Raw genomic sequence first — 17,379 nt, 5'->3', positions numbered from 1 at the left:
ATGCGTCTCAGCCGCGCACCGGCTGGCGCGACGGATCGGTTGCGCGCGTCTCGACGAAGGCCTGCAGCCGCACGTCACCGGAGGGGTCAGCCTGCTCGCCGAGCTCGGCGGTGTCGGTCTCGGGCTCGGCAGCCGCCGCAGTGCGGTCTGCGCGGTCGAGATCGGGCAGCCGGTTGATCCGGGCACCGCGCCAGGGCTCGGAGGGGGTTTCGGCCCCGGGGGCAGCGGCGGCGTCGGACTGCCGAGCCGCAGCGACGGCCCGGTGGCTGCCGCTGCCGTTCGCGGCGCGGGTCGAGGCAGGGTGCTCGGCGACCGAGCCCAGGACGGCGGCCTTGCGGCGGGAGAGCCACGCGTAGAGCAGCAGGCCGACGACGATCAGCGCCGCAGCGGTGAACACGTGGATGCGCACGCCCAGGAACATGGCGGAGGGGTCGATGCGCAGGAAGATCTCGATCAGCATGCGACCGGTCCCGTACCAGATCAGGTAGAGCGCCATCGAGCGGCCGCCGTCGACCCGGTGCGCCGTGCGGCGGCTGCGCCCGAGCCAGATGATCAGCGCCGCCCCCAGCAGGTTCCACAGCGACTCGTAGAGAAACGTGGGGTGGAACAGCGTGCCCGCCGGAAGCCCGTCCGGGAAGTTGGGGGACGTGGGGGCGATCTCGAGGCCCCAGGGAAGCGTGGTGGCGCGGCCGAAGAGCTCCTGGTTGAACCAGTTGCCCCAGCGGCCCACGGCCTGGGCCACCAGCAGGGCCGGAGCCACGCAGTCCGCGAACAGGGCGTAGGAGGTCCCGCGCACCCGGCACATGATCCACACGGCCAGGGCGCCGAAGGCCACGCCGCCCATGATCCCCAGCCCGCCCTTCCACAGCTGCGGGATCTCCATCAGCCCCTCCGCGGAGCCGAAGTAGTAGCCGGGGTCGGTGATGACCACGTGGTAGAGCCGGGCGCCGATGATGCCCAGCGGGATGGCCAGCAGCGCCGCATCCATGACGAAGTCGCCGTCCTGACCGCGGGCGTCCATGCGCCGGGTCGTGATCGCGATGGCCGCGGCCATCCCGAGCAGGATGCATAGAGCGTAGGCGTGGACCTCGAACGGCCCCAGCGAGAACCCGCTCCAGCCGGGCGAGGGGATCGACAGCGTCGGCGAGACGAGCATGAGTGCCTTCCTGGTTCCGGTGCGCCCGGGCGGGTGGGAGGGGAGCCGGTGCGGGCGCAGCGTCCGCACCGGCTGCGCGTCAGCTGCGGCCGGCGAGCTCGGCGGCCAGGCGGCCGACGGCCTCGGGTCCGCCGTCGCGCAGGGCCTTCACGAGCGCGGTGCCCACGATCGCGCCGTCGGCGTAGGCGCCGATCTCCTCGACGTGCTCGCGGCGCGACACGCCCAGACCGACGCACACGTTCTGCGCACCGGCGGCGCGGGCTCGCCGGACGACGTCCTGGGCGGCGTCGGAGACTGAGTCCCGCGCACCGGTGACGCCCATGACCGACACGGCGTACACGAAGCCCGACGACGCCCGCGCCGTCATCTCCATGCGCTCCCGAGTGCTGGACGGGGCGACCAGGAAGATCCGGTCCAGGCCGTGGGCGGAGGAGGCCTCGAACCACTCCTGGGCCTCGTCCGGAATCAGGTCGGGGGTCACGATCCCCGACCCACCCGCTGCCGCCAGGTCTGCGGCGAAGCGGTCCACGCCGTGCTGCATGACCAGGTTCCAATAGGTCATCAGGACGGCCACGGCATCCGTTCGCTCGGTGATCGCCCGGACCACGCGGAAGGCGTCATCCGTGCTCACGCCCTGGGCGAGGGCCTGCGTGGTGGCTGCCTGGATGACCTCGCCATCCATGACGGGATCGGAGTACGGCAGACCGACCTCGATGACATCGGCCCCGCCGAGCCCGAGTGCGACGGCGGCCTCGATGGACTCCTCGACGCTGGGATAGCCGGCGGGCAGGTAGCCGATCAGCGCGGGTCGGCCCTGCGCGCGGCACTGCTCGATGCGCGCGGCCAGCCGGGAGTCGGGGTCCTGGGCCAGGCCCGCGGGGATGATCCGATCGATCAGGGATCCCAGCCCGGACAGGCGCTCGGCCTGCACGGCCGCCTGCGGCGCACCGGTCTGCTCGGTCGCTGAGGCCTCTGAGGGGTCCTGGGACCCGGAACTGGTGGTCTGGTTCACAGCTGCTCCCCCTTCTCGGCGATCTTCTCTTCCCTGGAGCCGCCCGGCAGCATGTCGAACCACTCGGCGGCCGTGGCCACGTCCTTGTCGCCGCGGCCCGACAGGGACACGACGACGATCTTCTGCGCTGCGGCCTCCTCGCCGAGCTGCTCGCGCCAGGTCTGGCCGAGCCGCACGGCACCTGCCAGGGCGTGCGAGGACTCGATCGCAGGGATGATGCCCTCGGTGCGGCACAGGGCGCGGAAGGCGTCCATGGCCTGGTCATCGGTGATCGCCGTGTAGACGGCGCGTCCGCTGGCGGCGAGGTAGGCGTGCTCGGGACCCACTGCCGGGTAGTCCAGGCCGGCGGAGATCGAGTGCGACTCGATGGTCTGCCCATCCTCGTCCTGCATCAGGAACGTCTTGGCCCCGTGCAGCACGCCGGGACGTCCCAGCGTGATGGTCGCGGCGTGGCGAGGGGTGTCTACCCCGTCGCCGCCCGCCTCGAAGCCGTGCAGCTCGACGTCGGCGTCGTCGAGGAACGCGTGGAAGATGCCGATCGCATTCGATCCGCCGCCCACGCAGGCCGCCACGGCATCCGGCAGCCGACCGGTCTGCGACAGGATCTGGGCGCGGGCCTCGTCGCCGATCTGCTGGTGGAACCAGCGGACCATGGCCGGGAAGGGATGCGGCCCGGCGGCGGTGCCCAGCAGGTAGTGGGTCGTGTCCACGGAGGCCACCCAATCGCGCAGCGCCTCGTTGATGGCGTCCTTGAGCGTCTGCGAGCCGTGCTCCACGGCCACGACCTCGGCGCCCAGCAGATTCATGCGCGCGACGTTCAGCGCCTGGCGCCGGGTGTCCTCCGCGCCCATGTAGACCACGCACTCCATGCCCAGCAGCGCGGCGGCGGTGGCCGTGGCCACGCCGTGCTGCCCGGCCCCGGTCTCCGCGATCAGGCGGGTCTTGCCCATGCGCTGGGCCAGCAGGGCCTGGCCCAGGACGTTGTTGATCTTGTGCGAGCCGGTGTGGTTGAGGTCCTCGCGCTTGAGGAACACGCGGCAGCCCGCGTGGGCGCCGAAGCGCTCGGCCTCCGTCAGCAGCGACGGCCTGTTCGCGTAGTCGCGCGACAGCCGCTGGAACTCCGCCAGGAACTCCGGATCGGCCTTGGCCTTCTCGAAGGTGTCGGTGACCTGGTCCAGGGCGGCGATCAGCGACTCGGGCATCCAGCGCCCGCCGAAGTCGCCGAAGTACGGGCCCTGGGCGTTCGAGTAGCGCCGCTGCCCGTCGCGGGCCTCCTGCTCCCCCCGGTGCGCGGCGCGGATGGACTCGCCGAGGGTGCGGAACTGGGCGACGGTGCCCACTGGGTCGCCCGCCCGGACCAGCGCCTCGCCGGTGAGCACGGCATGAGCGCCCTGACGCGCGTAGTCCTCGATCTGCTCGGGGCCGCTGACGCCGGACTCCGCCACCAGGACGGCGTCTGCGGGAAGGTGCTCGGCCAGGTGCCCGAAGCGGTCGGTGTCGACGTCGAGGGTCTTCAGATCACGGGTGTTCACACCCACGATCTTGGCGCCCACCGCCGCGGCACGGCGGATCTCCTCCTCCGTGTGCGTCTCGACGAGCGCCTGCATCCCGAGGTCCTCGGTGACCTTCAGCAGATGGGCCAGCGCGTCGTCGTCGAGGGCCGCGACGATCAGCAGGATGAGATCGGCCCCGTGGGCACGGGCCTCGAGGATCTGGTACTCGTCGACCGTGAAGTCCTTGCGCAGGATCGGCACGTCCACGGCAGCGCGCACCGCGTCCAGGTCGGCCAGCGAGCCGCCGAAGCGGCGCTGCTCGGTGAGCACGGAGATCACGGCCGCTCCCCCGCGCTCGTACGCGGCGGCCAGAGCGGCGGGGTCCTCGATCGGCGCCAGGGCGCCCTTCGAGGGCGACGAGCGCTTGACCTCGGCGATGATCTCGAGCGTGTCCTCGTGGGATCCGCGCAGTGCCGCGATCGCGTCGCGGGGCGCCGGCGCCTGCGCTGCGGTGCGTCGGATCTCCTCGAGCGGAACGGCGGCGCGCCGAGCCTCCAGATCCTCGCGGACCCCCTCGATGATGGAGTCGAGGACCGTTCCGGTGGCCCTCACGCTTCCCTCGGGATGCTCGGTCATGCGGTGACGTGTCCTCTCCTGGAAGATTGCGATGGTCGTGGCACGCACCGACCCGCAGGCCGGCGGCGCCGGTGCGGGTCGGGCAGAGCGCGGAGACGATGCGGTCTGCGGCTCAGGGGCGTGTCAGCCGCCCTGATGAGGAGGGGCTCAGTGCTTGAGCTCGCCGCGCTCGTACTTGCGGACCTCGCCCTCATAACCCATGCCCATGCCCTTGAGGACGGCGCCCACGATCAGGCCGAGGACGATGACGCCCACGCCGACCCACATCAGGACGCTGCCGAGCTCCTGGACCAGGCCGATGAGCCCCAGGACGACGCCCACGGCCATGATGGCGATGCAGGTCCAGGCGGCGACGGTGTTGCCGTGCCCGACGTAGGCGGTGTGATCCAGGACGATGACGTCGGGGCCGTGGGCCTCGCGCTCGGCCTCGAGGCGGGATGCGGCCTCCGACGCAGTGCTGGAGTTGGTGGTCGCGTGCGACATGAGTTCAGGTCTCCCTGTGGTGCTCGGGGTCGGGCTCCGCTGAGGGACTCCGACCATTGGTGGCGGTGCTCGTCCTTATTGTGCCACTCACCGCGCCTGTGACGGTGACCGACAGGTGCGGTGACGGCTGCTCAGGAGCCGGTGGGGTCCCGTCCCTCGGTGAGGGCGTCCCAGGAGTCGATGTCATCGCGGCGCTCGGACTCGCGATCGTCGTCGCCCGCGGCCCGACGCTGGGCGGTGCCGCGCTCGAAGCGCGAGGCCGTCGGCCTGGCCCAGGTCCTGGACGAGATGAGCGCCCAGACGCCGCCGAGGATCACGAGCACGGAGGCCGCGGCGCACAGCCAGGGGCCGACGGTGAGCTCGTGCTCGGCTCCCGTGCCGACCACGCCGGTCATCTCCCCGACGACGCCCTCGGAGACCCCGACGGGGTCGGCAATGGCGCCGATCACGGCGATCAGGGAGCCCAGTCCGGCACCGGCGATCACCAGGGACACCACGGGTCGCAGTCGCGGACCGGCGATGCTCAGTGCGACCGCGCCGGCCATGGCGACCAGTCCGAGGGCCGAGACGGCCGGTGCGGCATCGCTGCCGCGCACGTCCACGTCGATCTGCGAGACCGCCGTGGCCACGCTGGCGTGGACCCAGCTCATGGCGGAGGCGCCGAACAGCGCCGCACCCAGCACGAGGCACAGCAGGACGACGATGGGCTTGCGCTTCAGGGCCGTCATCGGGCGGCTCCCTCGGCTGTGTCGACCTGCTGCCGGGCATCGGCGCTCAGGCGGCGAGGGCGGTGCACGGACTGGGCGGCGAGGGCCGCTCGCAGCGGCGCGGCGGCCTTGTTCAGCGATTCCAGCGCCTCCGTCTCCGGCACCGAGTCGGCGACGATGCCGCCTCCGGCCTGGACGTACGCGCGTCCGTCGACCAGCAGCGCCGAGCGGATCGCGATGGCCACGTCCATGGAGCCCGCGAAATCCATGTAGCCGACCACTCCGCCGTAGACGGCGCGGCGACGGGGCTCGTACTCGTCCAGCAGCTTCAGCGCCCGGGGCTTGGGCGCCCCGGAGAGCGTTCCAGCGGGGAAGGCTGCGGCTAGCACGTCGTACGCGCTCACGTCCGGGCGCATGCGCCCGACCACGTTGGAGCACAGGTGCATGATGTGGCTGAAGCGCTCGATCGCCATGAACTCGGTGACCTCCACGGAGCCCGGCTCGCAGACCTTCGAGAGGTCGTTGCGGGAGAGGTCCACGAGCATGAGGTGCTCGGCGCGCTCCTTCTCATCGGCCAGCAGCTCCTGCCCCAGCGCCTGGTCCTGCTCCGCGGTGGCACCGCGAGGACGGGAGCCGGCGATCGGGTGCGTGACGACCTGCCCGTCCGAGACGTTCACGAGCGCCTCGGGCGAGGACCCGACCACGTGGAAGGGCCTGCCCTCGGCATCCTCGAAGGCGTACAGGTACATGTAGGGGCTCGGGTTGATCGATCGCAGCATGCGATAGACCTCGAGCGGATCGGCCGTGCACTCGGTCTCGAAGCGCCGTGAGATGACGACCTGGAAGATCTCGCCGTCAACGATGGCCTGCTTGGCCTCCTCGATCGCGCTGAGGAAGTCCTCGCGCGGCCACGACTGTTGCACCGCCTCCTCGATCCGGTCCCGGTCGATCACGTCCTCGGCGATCGAGACCGGGGCCTGGGACGACGGCCGGTCCAGCTTCTCGAGCATCCCGTCGAGGCGCTCGACGGCATCCAGCCAGGCCTCGTCCACGCGCTCGTCCGTGCCGTCGGCGTTGTACGCGTTGGCCACGAGCGTCACGGAGCCGTCCGTGTTGTCGTGCACGGCCATCTCCGAGACCAGGTTCATGGCCAGTTCGGGGATGCGCAGGTCGTCCAGCGGCGGATCGGGCAGCCGCTCCCAGCGGCGCACGACCTCCCAGCCGAGGAAGCCGACCATGCCCGAGGACAGCGGAGGGGCGTCCTCGAAGCGCTCGGTGGCCAGCACCGCCAGGGTCTCGCGCAGAGCCTCGACCGGGCTGCCCTCCGTGGGCAGCCCGACGGGGACGTCGCCGACCCAGTGCGCCTGGCCGTCCCGGCTGATCAGGGTGGCCCTGGAGCCCGCGCCGATGAACGACCAGCGGGACCAGATCCCCTGGGCGGCGGACTCCATCAGGAAGGTGCCCGACGGCGCCGTGCCGTCCTCGCGCAGCACGAGGCTGCGGTAGATCCCGATCGGGGTCAGCGCATCGGCCATCACGGTGGTGCGCACCGGGATGACGCGGTGGTGCCTGGCCAGCTCGCGGAACTCCTCGAGGCTCGGGGAGACCGTGCCCATCTGGTGCATCATGCGACTTCTTCCTGCCGGGCGATGCACGGCCGTGATCTGGGGTTGGCGCCGCTCACGTGGGGATCCCGGCGCCTGCGGCGGCGCCCGGGCGCAGCGTGCCGGTCAGCGCTGCCCCTGGACGGCCTTCAGCTGCCGGTCCTCGAAGCAGGTGCGGGTGCCCGTGTGGCAGGCCGCCCCCACCTGCTCGACCTCGACCAGCAGGGCATCGCCGTCGCAGTCCAGGCTGACGCGGCGCACGAGCTGGATGTGTCCGGAGGTGTCGCCCTTGCGCCACAGCTCCCGGCGGGACCGGGACCAGAACGTCACGCGACCGGTGGTGAGGGTGCGGTGCACAGCCTCCTCGTCCATCCAGCCGAGCATGAGCACCTCTCGGGTGTCGTGCTGCTGGATGATCGCGGCCACGAGGCCGTCCGCATCGCGCTTCAGGCGCGCGGCGACCGCGGGGTCCAGCTCGGGCGAGGACGGGCGGGCTGAGGGGCTGGGCTGTTCGGACATCACCGGACACTATAGGCCCGCGCTCGGACGCCTCGGCCGCGCAGCTCGGCTCAGCGCTCGCAGCGATCCGCTCAGCGGACCTCGTGGCCCTCGGCGCGCAGCGCCGCCTTGACCTCGGCGATGGCGTCGACCGGCCCGAAGTGGAAGATCGAGGCTGCCAGCACGGCAGCGGCGCCGGCGGCCACGGCGGGCGGGAAGTCGGCGGAGCGCCCGCGCCCCCGGAGGCGATCAGGGGCACGCTCACCGCGGAGCGCACCTCGCGGATCATCTCCAGGTCGAAGCCGTCACGGGTGCCGTCGGCGTCCATGGAGTTGAGCAGGATCTCCCCCACGCCGCGGCGCTCGGCCTCCACAGCCCACTGCACGGCGTCGATCCCGGTGAGCTCGCGGCCGCCGTGCGTGGTGACCTCGAAGCCCGAGGGGGTGTTCCCGGTGCGCTTGGCATCGCAGGACAGCACGAGCACCTGATTGCCGAAGCGGCGGGTGATCTCGTCGATGACCTCCGGGCGCTTGATCGCCGCCGTGTTGATCGAGGCCTTGTCCGCCCCGCAGCGCAGCAGGCGGTCGACGTCCTCGGCGGTGCGCACACCGCCGCCGACGGTCAGCGGGATGAAGACCCGATCGGCGGTGCGGGCGACGACGTCGAACGTGGTGGCCCGGTCCGATGACGAGGCGGTGACGTCCAGGAAGGTGAGCTCATCCGCACCGGCGTCGTTGTACCGGGAGGCCAGCTCGACCGGATCGCCTGCATCGCGCAGGTTCTCGAAGTGGACGCCCTTCACGACGCGCCCGGCGTCGACGTCCAGGCAGGGGATGACTCGGATGGCCACGCTCATGGCTGCTCCTTGCGGTGCCCGGGCAGGCGGGCTGGTGATTCGGGATCGGTCGGCTCTGAGGATTCCGGGGCCGCAGCCCCGGGGGCTTCACAGCCGGGCGGCGTGGATCGGCGAGACCAGGATGGCCCGGGCGCCCACGGCGTAGAGCTCGTCCATGACCTTGTTGGTGTCCGAGCGGCGGACCATGGCGCGCACCGCCATGGCTCCGTGGTGGCCCAGCGGCGAGATCGTGGGACCCTCCATGCCGGGGGTCACGGCCGTGGCGGCCTCAAGAAGGTCCTCCGTGATGTCGTAGTCGATCATCACGTACTGCCGGGCCACGAGCACACCTTGGATGCGCCGGCGCAGAACCTCCAGGCCCTCGGCCTCCGCCTTGGCGGCGTTGCGGATGAGCAGGGCCTCAGAGCGCATGATCGGCTCGCCGAAGACCTCCAGTCCGGCCGCCCGCAGCGTGTTGCCGGTCTCCACGACGTCGGCGATGGCATCTGCGACGCCCAGGCGGATCGAGGACTCGACGGCACCATCCAGACGCACGACCTCGGCCTGGACTCCCTGCTTCGCCAGGTGGCGGCGCAGAAGGCTGTCGTAGCTCGTTGCCACGCGGCGGCCCTCGAGGTCCTGCAGCGAGGAGAACTGCCCGGCCGGGCCGGCGAAGCGGAAGGTCGAGCGGGCGAAGTCCAGGCCCAGGTCCTCGACGGCGTCGGCCTCGGAGTCCAGCAGCAGGTCGCGGCCGGTGATCCCGACGTCCAGCACTCCTCCCCCGACGTAGACGGCGATATCGCGCGGACGCAGGTAGAAGAACTCGACGTGGTTCTCCGGGTCGACCAGCACGAGCTCTCGGCTGTCGCGGCGCTGGCGGTAGCCCGCCTCGCTCAGCATGGCGGCGGCGGACTCTGACAGGGCGCCCTTGTTGGGCACGGCGACGCGCAGCATGGTCGGTGATAGCTCCTGAGGATTCGTGCGGCGGATTTCGTTCAGGGGTGAGGGCGCCCCGGGGCCTTCCGAGCCGGGCCGGCTCAGAGGTGGTTGTAGACGTCCTCGAGGGAGATGCCCTTGGCCACCATCATCACCTGCAGGTGATACAGCAGCTGGGAGATCTCCTCGGCGGCTTCGTCGTGGGTCTCGTGCTCGCAGGCCATCCAGACCTCGGCGGCCTCCTCGACCACCTTCTTCCCGATGCCGTGGACTCCGCGGTCCAGCTCGGCGACGGTCCCCGAGCCCTCGGGGCGGGTTTCGGCCTTCTCTGTGATCTCTGCGAAGAGCTGCTCGAACGTTTTCACGGGCCTCACCCTATCCTGCGGCGGCGGGGTGCTCCCGCGCGCAGCCCGTCCGCTGTCGGTGCCCGGACGGTGCGAGCCTCCCGGCGCCGCGGCGCTTCAGAACGTGTACGTCGTCGCCTCGATGGCGCGCTGCTGCGCCGCGTCCTCCCTGTCCGCGGAGCTGCCCGCCAGGGCCCGCCACAGGCTGCGGGCCAGAGCGTCGCTGCTGCGGAACGGCTCGGAGTTCTGCCGCGGCCGGGCGAAGGCTCCCAGCGTCGGCACGGTCGTGAACACGCCGGCGGCGAACAGGTCCGGATGCGCCCGGCCGTGGCGGTCCACCACTCGGTACTGGGCATCCACCTCCAGCTTGCCGGTGGTGACCATGGTCGACCCGTCGTCCGATGGGAAGGACTGCTCCTCCCCCAGCTCCCCGGCCAGCACGGAGCGCAGGACCGGATTGGCCGTGCCCGCCATCGACGGGCCGGGCAGGCGGGCCTCGATGAAGTGCGGGGCCTTGATCCACGGACCGCCCGCCCGGGAGCGGGCGGCGAACCCTCCGCCGGCCTCGTCGTGCTCGACGATCACGTCCGGACCCAGGAAGCGCACGAACCCCGCCTCGTGCAGGGCCAGCAGCTCCTGGAGACGGTGCGCCGGCGGACCGGAGTCCACGAAGCTGAAGAACCCCGGCCACCAGCGGTTCATCATGCGCAGCCCGGCCTCAGTGAGCCGGTCCTCCGGCACCAGGTCCATCAGGGCCACCCGCAGGTGCAGCAGTGCCAGGAACAGCGCCAGGGTCTGGCTGCGCTGCGGATCGCTGCGCTCGTCCATGTCCCGGCGGATGCTGCGCAGCACCGCCTCCTGCACCTGCTCGGCGTCCTCGAAGGTCAGCCCTTCCAGCGGCCGGTCGATCGCGTGCAGGTCCAGCAGATCGCGCGAGTCCCGGAACGTCTCGTGCAGCAGCCGCGACAGCTCGCTGGGCCCCGCCGCCGCGTACCGCCGGGCGAAGTCCTCCCAGCGCACGCCGTCGCGGACGCGCTCGGGGTGGCCCAGGACGATCTCGCGGTACCAGTGGTGCCCGGCCTCGCGGGTGATCAGGGGCCACAGGTGCTCATCCCAGTCCAGCTGGGAGTTCTCGTCCAGCAGCCTCTCGATGGCGGCTGCGGTGACGAACTGCAGCCCGTCCGGGGCGAAGGGGGCGCGCAGCTGCGTGGAGATCTTGGAGTGGAAGGGCACGCCGCGGCGCGAGCCGACCCACAGCAGGGGCTCACTGCCCGAGGGCTCGTAGACCAGCGCCTCGCCGGATTCGATCCTGGCAGGATCCGCGGAGCCGTCGCGCGTGCGGAAGCGCCCGCCGCGGCCCTCGTAGAGCAGCACCATCAGGTCGATGAAGCCCAGGCCCATGCCGGTGACGACCGCGCGCTGACCGGGCCCGAGCGCGCTCCAGTCGACCTCCTCAGTGTAGGAGGGCCGCGTGTAGCTGCCCTCCGACGCACTGGCGGCGGCGCCGCGGCGGCGCTGCCCGCGGGTGGCCAGGGCATCGGTGTGCCCGAGCAGCAGCACGGCGGCATCGGCGTGCAGGACGGTCCCGTCCTTCAGGCGCACGTCGTGGCCGCCGCGGGAGCATTCCGTGATCTCATCGGCCCACGTGGGGTGCACGATCACGTCGTCGATGCCCGGCGAGGCGAGCGCGCGGCTCACCACGCGGCGCCACACCCACTGCAGGTAGCGCTGGTGGACGCGTCGGGTCGGGAAGTCCGCGCCGCGCAGCTGCCGGATGCGGCGCAAGTCGTCCTCGTCGTCGATCTCGGCGTCCTCGATCGAACCGTCGGCCACACCGGCCGCCCACTCCTCGAGCGAGGGGCCGTCCCAAGCCGGACCCTCGGCGACCACGGTCTCGTCGGTGAACATCGTCACGTCACGGGCCATCGAGTTGAGCTTGAGCAGCGGTGACTGGTCGTGGCGCCAGATCCGCCCTGAGCCGGCCTCGAAGGGCTCGATCACGTGGACCCGCACGGGCCGGTCCACCGTCCCGGACAGCTGTGCGGCATTGGCGGCCAGACGCTCCAGCACGAGCGTGGCGCGCGGGCCGCCTCCGATCAGCACCAGCTCCCTGGTCCTGCGCGCGCCGCCGGGGCGGCGTCCGGCTGCCGAGCTCGTGTGCTGCGTCATCGTGTGTCCTCCGGGGCTGTCGTCCCCGCGGTCCGGGCTGCGCGGGCCGCTGCCGGCCTGCCGCGCTCCGCGCCGCGTCGTCGGAGCCTCGACGCTAGTCCAGCCGGGGCGCCGAGCGCCTGGCCGTATGACGAAATATGAGGTCGGAGGCGCGTGCTGGGACGTCTGGCGAGAGGATGGGGAGCATGAGCACTGCCGAGAACCGCCCACGCCGCCGTGTCCATCTCGCGGCGCACTTCCCGGGCGTGAACAACGAGACCGTGTGGTCGGATCCCGTGCGCTCCGGCTCCAACATCGCCGTCGAGTCCTTCGTGCGCATGGCCAGCGACGCCGAGGAGGGCCTGATGGACTTCCTCTTCCTGGCGGAGGGTCTGCGCCTGCGCGAGCAGGGCGGGCAGATCCACGACCTGGACGTCGTGGGCCGCCCCGACACGCTCACGATGCTCTCGGCCGTGCTGGGGGCCACGGACCACATCGGCGTGGCCGGCACCCTGACGGCCACCTACCACGAGCCGTACGAGCTCGCCCGGCAGCTGGCCACCATGGATCACCTCTCGGGCGGGCGCACGGCCTGGAACGTCGTGACCAGCCCGGACGCCTTCACCGGCGAGAACTTCCGCCGCGGCGGCTACCTCCCGTACGAGCAGCGCTACGAGCGCGCCGTCGACTTCATCCAGGCGGCCCGCACCATGTGGGAGTCCTGGCCCCTCGATCCGGCGCAGGCAGGCCCGGACGCCGGGCGCTTCGTCCACCGCAGCGAGTTCTTCGATCTGGAGGGCCGCTTCGGGGTGCCGCGCAGCCCGCAGGTCCACCCCGTGGTGATGCAGGCCGGCGACTCCCCTTCCGGGCGCGACTTCGCGGCGGGCTCGGCCGATCTGATCTTCACCCGCCACTCCGGCCCGGAGAACGGGCGGGCCTTCCGCGACGACATCCGCTCCCGGCTCACCGCGATCGGCAGGGATCCCGACGAGATCCAGATCTATCCCGGCGTGTCCTTCGTGATCGGGGACACCGAGGAGGACGCGCAGGAGAAGAGCCTGGAGCTCGCCTGGGCGCAGCACTCCGGGGCCACTGCGCTGGCCACCGCCTCGCGGCTGTGGAACATGGATCTCTCCGAGCGCGATCCCGACGATCCGGTCCCGGACTTCGACCCGGTGGTCGACGGCCCCCAGCTCTCCCAGGGCCGGGTGAACCACTACCCCGACCCCGTGGGCACGGCAGAGTCCTGGCGCGAGCTCGGGCGGCGCAACGGCTGGTCGCTGCGCAAGGTCGTCTCCGTGGTGGATTCGCGGCATCACTTCGTGGGCACGCCCCGCTCGATCGCCGAGGCCATGAGCCGGGAGGTCGATCAGGGCGCGGCCGACGGCTTCATCCTGGTGCCGGCCTATGTCCCGGGCGGCTTCCGGGAGGTCGTGGACCGGGTGGTGCCCGAGCTGCAGGAGATGGGCGTCTACCCCGATCACCACGAGCCCGCGACGCTGCGCCAGAGGCTCGGGCTGCCCGAGCACCGCCCCGCCGAGCAGTGGGCAGCGCTGCGGGACGGGCAGGCGGCCGCCGCATCCGACGCCGCAGCAGCGGCCCAGCAGAGCCAGGAGGCCTGAACCCATGACCGAGACGATCCTCTCCGTCGGGCTGGGAACGCTGCCCGACCTCGACGGCCCTCACGACGATCCCGCCGCCCTGCTCACCGGCCGGCTGCATCTGCGCGCCGCCCAGGACCTCGAGGCGCTGGGCGTCACGCAGCTGATGCTCGACGACGTCCTCGACGCCGGCGACGGCACCGGCTCCGCCGCGATCCGGCTCTCGGCCCTGGAGCTCGCCGCTTGGCTCGCACCGGCCACGCAGCGGATCGGCCTAGTGCCCACGCTGACCACCACGCACACCGAGCCCTTCCTGCTGGGGACCATGACCGCGACGCTGGACTACGCGAGCCGCGGTCGCGCCGGCGTGCAGCTGGCGCCGTCCCTGCGCGCCTCCGAGGCCGCCGTCGTGGGGCGCCGACCGCTCGCCGAGCCGGCAGAAGCCTGGCGCGAGACCGGCGAGGTCGCGGATCTGCTGCGCCGCCTGTGGGACTCGTGGCAGGACGACGCGATCATCGCGGACACCTCCACCGACCGCTTCATCGATCGCGAGCGGCTGCACTACACGGACTTCGAGGGCACGGACTCCGTCGGGCAGCCCTTCACCGTCAAGGGCCCCTCGATCGTGCCGCGTCCCCCGCAGGGCCATCCGGTGATCGTCGTGCGGCTCGAGGACGGGCACGGCCTGCGCGGTCCCCTCCCGGGCACCGCTTCCGACGTGGCCGTCGCGGCCGCCCGGGCGGATGCCGTGATCGTGCCGGCGGCGATCCCCGACGACGAGCTCGCCGTGCTGCGCCGCGGGGCCCCGCATGCGCGTTTTCTGGCAGCACTTCCCCGCGAGGATCTCGCCGCGGCGATCGACGCACTCGTCGAGCGCCTCGCCGCGGCGGGGTCCGACGGTCGGGGCCTCGTCTTCGCCGGCGTGCACCTCGACGCGCGGCCGCACGATGCCGCCGAACTCGCCGAACGGGCGATCTCGGCCCTGTCCCGGGCGGGGCTGAAGCCGGTGGCCGGCGAGACCGGATCGCTGCGGCAGCGCTGGGGACTGCCGGCGGCCGACAACCAGTACGAGGGCGCCTGAGGCGGCTCAGCTCGCGGACAGTGCGTCGCGCATCTGCTGCGCGTCGGTGACGGTCCGGGAGTCGTCGAGCCCCTCGTCCTCCAGCCCCCAGCGCTCCAGCGCCGCCTCGTAGCTGCCGTCTCCCATTGCCGAGTCCAGCGCGGCCTCCAGCGCCGGGGCCAGCCCGCTGTCCTTGGCCGTGGGCGCGGCCACGAGCGTGTTATTCGGCCATCCCGCGCTGATCCGCCCCACGACCTCCGTCTCGGATCCGGAGTCCTCCCGGAACGAGCCGCCGGGATACGGCCCCAGGTGCAGATCCGTCCTTCCGGAGACCAGCGACAGGATGGCGTCGGCGTCGTTGAGGTAGTACGACAGCTCGGCCGGCTCCAGACCCCGCTCCTCGAGCTCGCGGTTCCACTCGAGCAGGATGGCGTCCTGGTTGGTGCCCGGCGAGACGGAGACCTTCAGCCCGGAGATGTCCTCCGGGCCCTCGACGTGCAACTCGCTGCCCTGCCTGGCCTCGAAGCCCATGTACGCGGTGCGGTACGTGGCGAAATCGTAGAGCTCGAGCCGCGGCTCGGTCAGGCCCACGTTGATCATCACGGTCTCGATCTGACCGGTCTCCAGGCGCAGCGGCCAGTTCTCCCAGGTGGTGGCCTCGACCTCGAGCTCCAGGCCGAGCTTGTCCGCCATGAGCTGGGCGAGGTCGACCTCGGAGCCCACGACCGTGGACTGATCAGTGGCCGCGAAGCCCAGCGGCACCGCCGCAGGGTTGGCCGCCACCGTGAGCTTGCCGTCCGCGGCCACCGACTCCGGCACGAGCGCTGCCGCCTTCGGATCGATGTCCGTGCGCACCCGATCGTCCTGCTCCGGCGAGAAGTCGAAGCGCTGGGCGGCCTCCACGCCGCCGCCGGCCGCTGCGGTGTTGATATCCACGGGATCGGCCGTGCACCCCGGCAGGATGCCCAGGCCGAGCACCGCGGCACCGGCGATCAGTCCGCGCCCCATCCGCCCCGACCTCCCTCCGACCGGGCTCACAGCACGTACTCCGGGGCGAGGTGTCGGCCCAGGAACTCCCGGGTCCGGGCATGCTGCGGGGCGGAGAACAGCTTCTGCGGCGGGCCCTGCTCCACGATCTCCCCGTCGGCCATGAACACCACGTGATCGGCCACCTCCCTGGCGAAGGACATCTCGTGGGTCACCACGATCAGGGTCACGCCCTCATCGGCCAGGCCCCGGATGACCTCGAGGACCTCCTCGACGAGCTCGGGGTCCAGGGCGGAGGTCGGCTCGTCGAAGAGCAGCACCTTGGGGTGCAGCGCCATGGCTCGGGCGATCGCCACCCGCTGCTGCTGCCCGCCCGAGAGCTGACGGGGAAAGGCACCGCCCCGGTCCCCCAGCCCCACGCGATCGAGCAGGACCTGGGCGGTGCGCCGCGCCTCCGCGCGGGGGCGCCCCTGCGCGTGCACAGGAGCCTCGATGATGTTCTGCTCCACCGTCATATGCGGGAACAGGTTGAACTGCTGGAAGACCATTCCCACCTGAGCGCGGCGGCGCAGGACCTCGCGCTCGGGCAGCTCGCGCAGGGCCTGGCCCTCGGGCTGGTAGCCGATCATCTCGCCGTCGATCGTGACCCGGCCGGCGTCCTGGGCCTCCAGGTGATTGATCGTGCGCAGCAGCGTGGACTTCCCGGACCCCGACGGGCCCATCAGGACCACGACCTGCCCGGGCTCGACGCTCAGGGAGACGCCGTGGAGGATCTCCCGGCCCGCGAACGACTTGCGCACGCCCTCCAGCACGACCCGCCCTCGCGTGGGCACCCGGTCCTCGATCGAGTGGTTCGTCTCCTGCGCGCTCACAGCGAGCTCCCTTCCGTGTGCAGCCGTGTCCTCTTCCGCTCGCGGGCGTCGGCCCGCTCACTCGCCAGCCGTGCGCGCACCCGCTGCCAGGGGGTGGGCGGCAGGGTGCGCACCGCACCGCGCGCGACCCGGCGCTCGACGTAGTACTGGATGATGTTCAGCGCAGTGGTGATCACGATGTACCAGATGGTGGCGACCATGAGCATCGGGATGACCTCGTTGGTGCGCGAGTAGATGATCTGCGCCGTGTAGAACAGATCCCCCAGCGCCAGGACGTAGACGATCGAGGTGCCCTTGACCAGGCTGATGATCTCGTTGAAGGCCGGGGGCAGGATCGCGCGCAGGGCCTGCGGCAGCACGATCGCCACGGATCGCCGCCATGGCGGAAGCCCGAGCGCCTTGGCCGCCTCGAGCTGTCCCGCATCCACCGAGAGGATGCCGCCGCGGATGATCTCGGCGGCGTAGGCGGCCTGATGCAGGCTGAGTCCCAGGGCGGCCGCGGCGAACTTCCCGACGAGCTCCGTGGTGCTCGCCTCGAGGAGGACCACGTCGGTGAACGGGATGCCCAGGACGATCGTCTCGTAGAGATAGCCGATGTTGTACCAGAGCAGCAGCTGCACGAGCAGCGGCACGGAGCGGAAGATCCAGATGTAGGTCCAGGCCAGTCCCGCGAGCACCGGCGAGCTCGACATCCGCAGCAGGGCCAGCGCGAAGCCGAGCACGAACCCGGCGACGCCGGCGATGGCCGTCAGTGACAGCGTCAGCCCCAGGCCTCGCACGATCGACTCGGCGGTGAACCACTGCGCCACGACTCCCCACTGCCAGCGGGGGTTGGTGATCAGGGCCCAGACGATGACCAGGATGACGATGACGCCGAGCATCGAGGCGAGGCTGCGCCAGGGGTGGCGAGCCGGCAGCACCCGCACGGGGCTGTCCGGCTCGGGGGTGGAGGGCGAACGGCTGTTCATGGGCTCCGGCCTTCGAGGGGGCGTCGGCGAGTCGAGGAG

15 protein-coding genes and 1 pseudogene are annotated in these 17,379 nt (G+C 71.8%); 2 read left to right on the top strand and 14 right to left on the bottom strand.

All coding sequences use genetic code 11. The features are described from left to right. Window positions 1–7: 7 nt before the first annotated feature. From lgt to OVA15_RS04015, 11 genes and pseudogenes are all read right to left on the bottom strand, one after another. Window positions 8–1,156, bottom strand: a complete 1,149-nt coding sequence (gene lgt / locus OVA15_RS04065; protein ID WP_268143259.1) for a prolipoprotein diacylglyceryl transferase — start codon at window positions 1,154–1,156, stop codon at window positions 8–10. 79 nt (window positions 1,157–1,235) lie between these two features. After that, window positions 1,236–2,063, bottom strand: coding sequence for a tryptophan synthase subunit alpha (gene trpA, locus OVA15_RS04060; RefSeq protein ID WP_442786746.1), 828 nt, complete (start codon window positions 2,061–2,063; stop codon window positions 1,236–1,238). Between the two features lie 101 nt (window positions 2,064–2,164). Further along, window positions 2,165–4,297, bottom strand: a complete 2,133-nt coding sequence (gene trpB / locus OVA15_RS04055) for a tryptophan synthase subunit beta (protein WP_268143257.1) — start codon at window positions 4,295–4,297, stop codon at window positions 2,165–2,167. Window positions 4,298–4,444: 147 nt separating this feature from the next. Continuing rightward, a complete protein-coding gene (locus tag OVA15_RS04050) occupies window positions 4,445–4,780 on the bottom strand; it encodes an HGxxPAAW family protein (protein ID WP_268143255.1) in 336 nt (111 codons plus the stop codon). Between the two features lie 131 nt (window positions 4,781–4,911). Beyond that, window positions 4,912–5,508, bottom strand: a complete 597-nt coding sequence (locus OVA15_RS04045; protein ID WP_024290475.1) for a Trp biosynthesis-associated membrane protein — start codon at window positions 5,506–5,508, stop codon at window positions 4,912–4,914. Beyond that, window positions 5,505–7,112: an anthranilate synthase component I gene (locus OVA15_RS04040; protein WP_268145598.1), complete on the bottom strand. Its 1,608-nt coding sequence runs from the start codon at window positions 7,110–7,112 to the stop codon at window positions 5,505–5,507. The genes OVA15_RS04045 and OVA15_RS04040 overlap by 4 nt, the downstream gene beginning before the upstream one ends. Window positions 7,113–7,217: 105 nt before the next feature. Next, window positions 7,218–7,610 carry a phosphoribosyl-AMP cyclohydrolase gene (gene hisI, locus OVA15_RS04035; RefSeq protein ID WP_029643801.1) on the bottom strand — a complete coding sequence of 131 codons (393 nt, stop codon included), beginning with the start codon at window positions 7,608–7,610 and terminating at the stop codon, window positions 7,218–7,220. A gap of 71 nt (window positions 7,611–7,681) precedes the next feature. Beyond that, a pseudogene (gene hisF, locus OVA15_RS04030) lies at window positions 7,682–8,445 on the bottom strand (imidazole glycerol phosphate synthase subunit HisF). An 87-nt stretch (window positions 8,446–8,532) separates the two neighbouring features. Continuing rightward, complete coding sequence (gene hisG, locus OVA15_RS04025) at window positions 8,533–9,378, bottom strand: ATP phosphoribosyltransferase (protein WP_268143251.1); 846 nt, start codon at window positions 9,376–9,378, stop codon at window positions 8,533–8,535. An 83-nt stretch (window positions 9,379–9,461) separates the two neighbouring features. Further along, on the bottom strand, window positions 9,462–9,725 hold the full coding sequence (locus OVA15_RS04020) for a phosphoribosyl-ATP diphosphatase (protein WP_006213222.1): 264 nt from the start codon (window positions 9,723–9,725) through the stop codon (window positions 9,462–9,464). A gap of 96 nt (window positions 9,726–9,821) precedes the next feature. Next, window positions 9,822–11,873, bottom strand: coding sequence for an FAD/NAD(P)-binding protein (locus OVA15_RS04015; RefSeq protein ID WP_268143248.1), 2,052 nt, complete (start codon window positions 11,871–11,873; stop codon window positions 9,822–9,824). A 185-nt stretch (window positions 11,874–12,058) separates the two neighbouring features. Here OVA15_RS04015 and OVA15_RS04010 point away from each other — a divergent pair, with 185 nt between their 5' ends. Next, the gene (locus OVA15_RS04010; protein WP_268143246.1) at window positions 12,059–13,474 is read left to right on the top strand and encodes an NtaA/DmoA family FMN-dependent monooxygenase; all 1,416 of its coding nucleotides are present in this window, start codon (window positions 12,059–12,061) and stop codon (window positions 13,472–13,474) included. A gap of 4 nt (window positions 13,475–13,478) precedes the next feature. Beyond that, on the top strand, window positions 13,479–14,534 hold the full coding sequence (locus OVA15_RS04005) for an LLM class flavin-dependent oxidoreductase (RefSeq protein WP_268143244.1): 1,056 nt from the start codon (window positions 13,479–13,481) through the stop codon (window positions 14,532–14,534). Window positions 14,535–14,540: 6 nt separating this feature from the next. Here the strand turns inward: OVA15_RS04005 and OVA15_RS04000 are convergent, their stop codons facing one another. From OVA15_RS04000 to OVA15_RS03990, 3 genes are read right to left on the bottom strand one after another with little or no spacing between them, the layout of a single operon-like run. After that, complete coding sequence (locus tag OVA15_RS04000; RefSeq protein ID WP_268143242.1) at window positions 14,541–15,521, bottom strand: transporter substrate-binding domain-containing protein; 981 nt, start codon at window positions 15,519–15,521, stop codon at window positions 14,541–14,543. Between the two features lie 26 nt (window positions 15,522–15,547). Then, window positions 15,548–16,372 (bottom strand): amino acid ABC transporter ATP-binding protein, encoded by an 825-nt coding sequence (locus OVA15_RS03995; protein ID WP_326493259.1) that lies wholly within the window; start codon window positions 16,370–16,372, stop codon window positions 15,548–15,550. After that, window positions 16,369–17,340: an amino acid ABC transporter permease gene (locus tag OVA15_RS03990; RefSeq protein WP_268143240.1), complete on the bottom strand. Its 972-nt coding sequence runs from the start codon at window positions 17,338–17,340 to the stop codon at window positions 16,369–16,371. The genes OVA15_RS03995 and OVA15_RS03990 overlap by 4 nt, the downstream gene beginning before the upstream one ends. Window positions 17,341–17,379 lie beyond the last annotated feature (39 nt).

The organism is Kocuria sp. SL71 (genome assembly GCF_026672465.1).
In the GTDB taxonomy this organism is placed as follows: Bacteria; Actinomycetota; Actinomycetes; order Actinomycetales; family Micrococcaceae; genus Kocuria; species Kocuria palustris.
The sequence above is the reverse complement of the archived record's forward strand: the minus strand, read 5'-3'. Positions and strand labels throughout refer to the sequence as shown.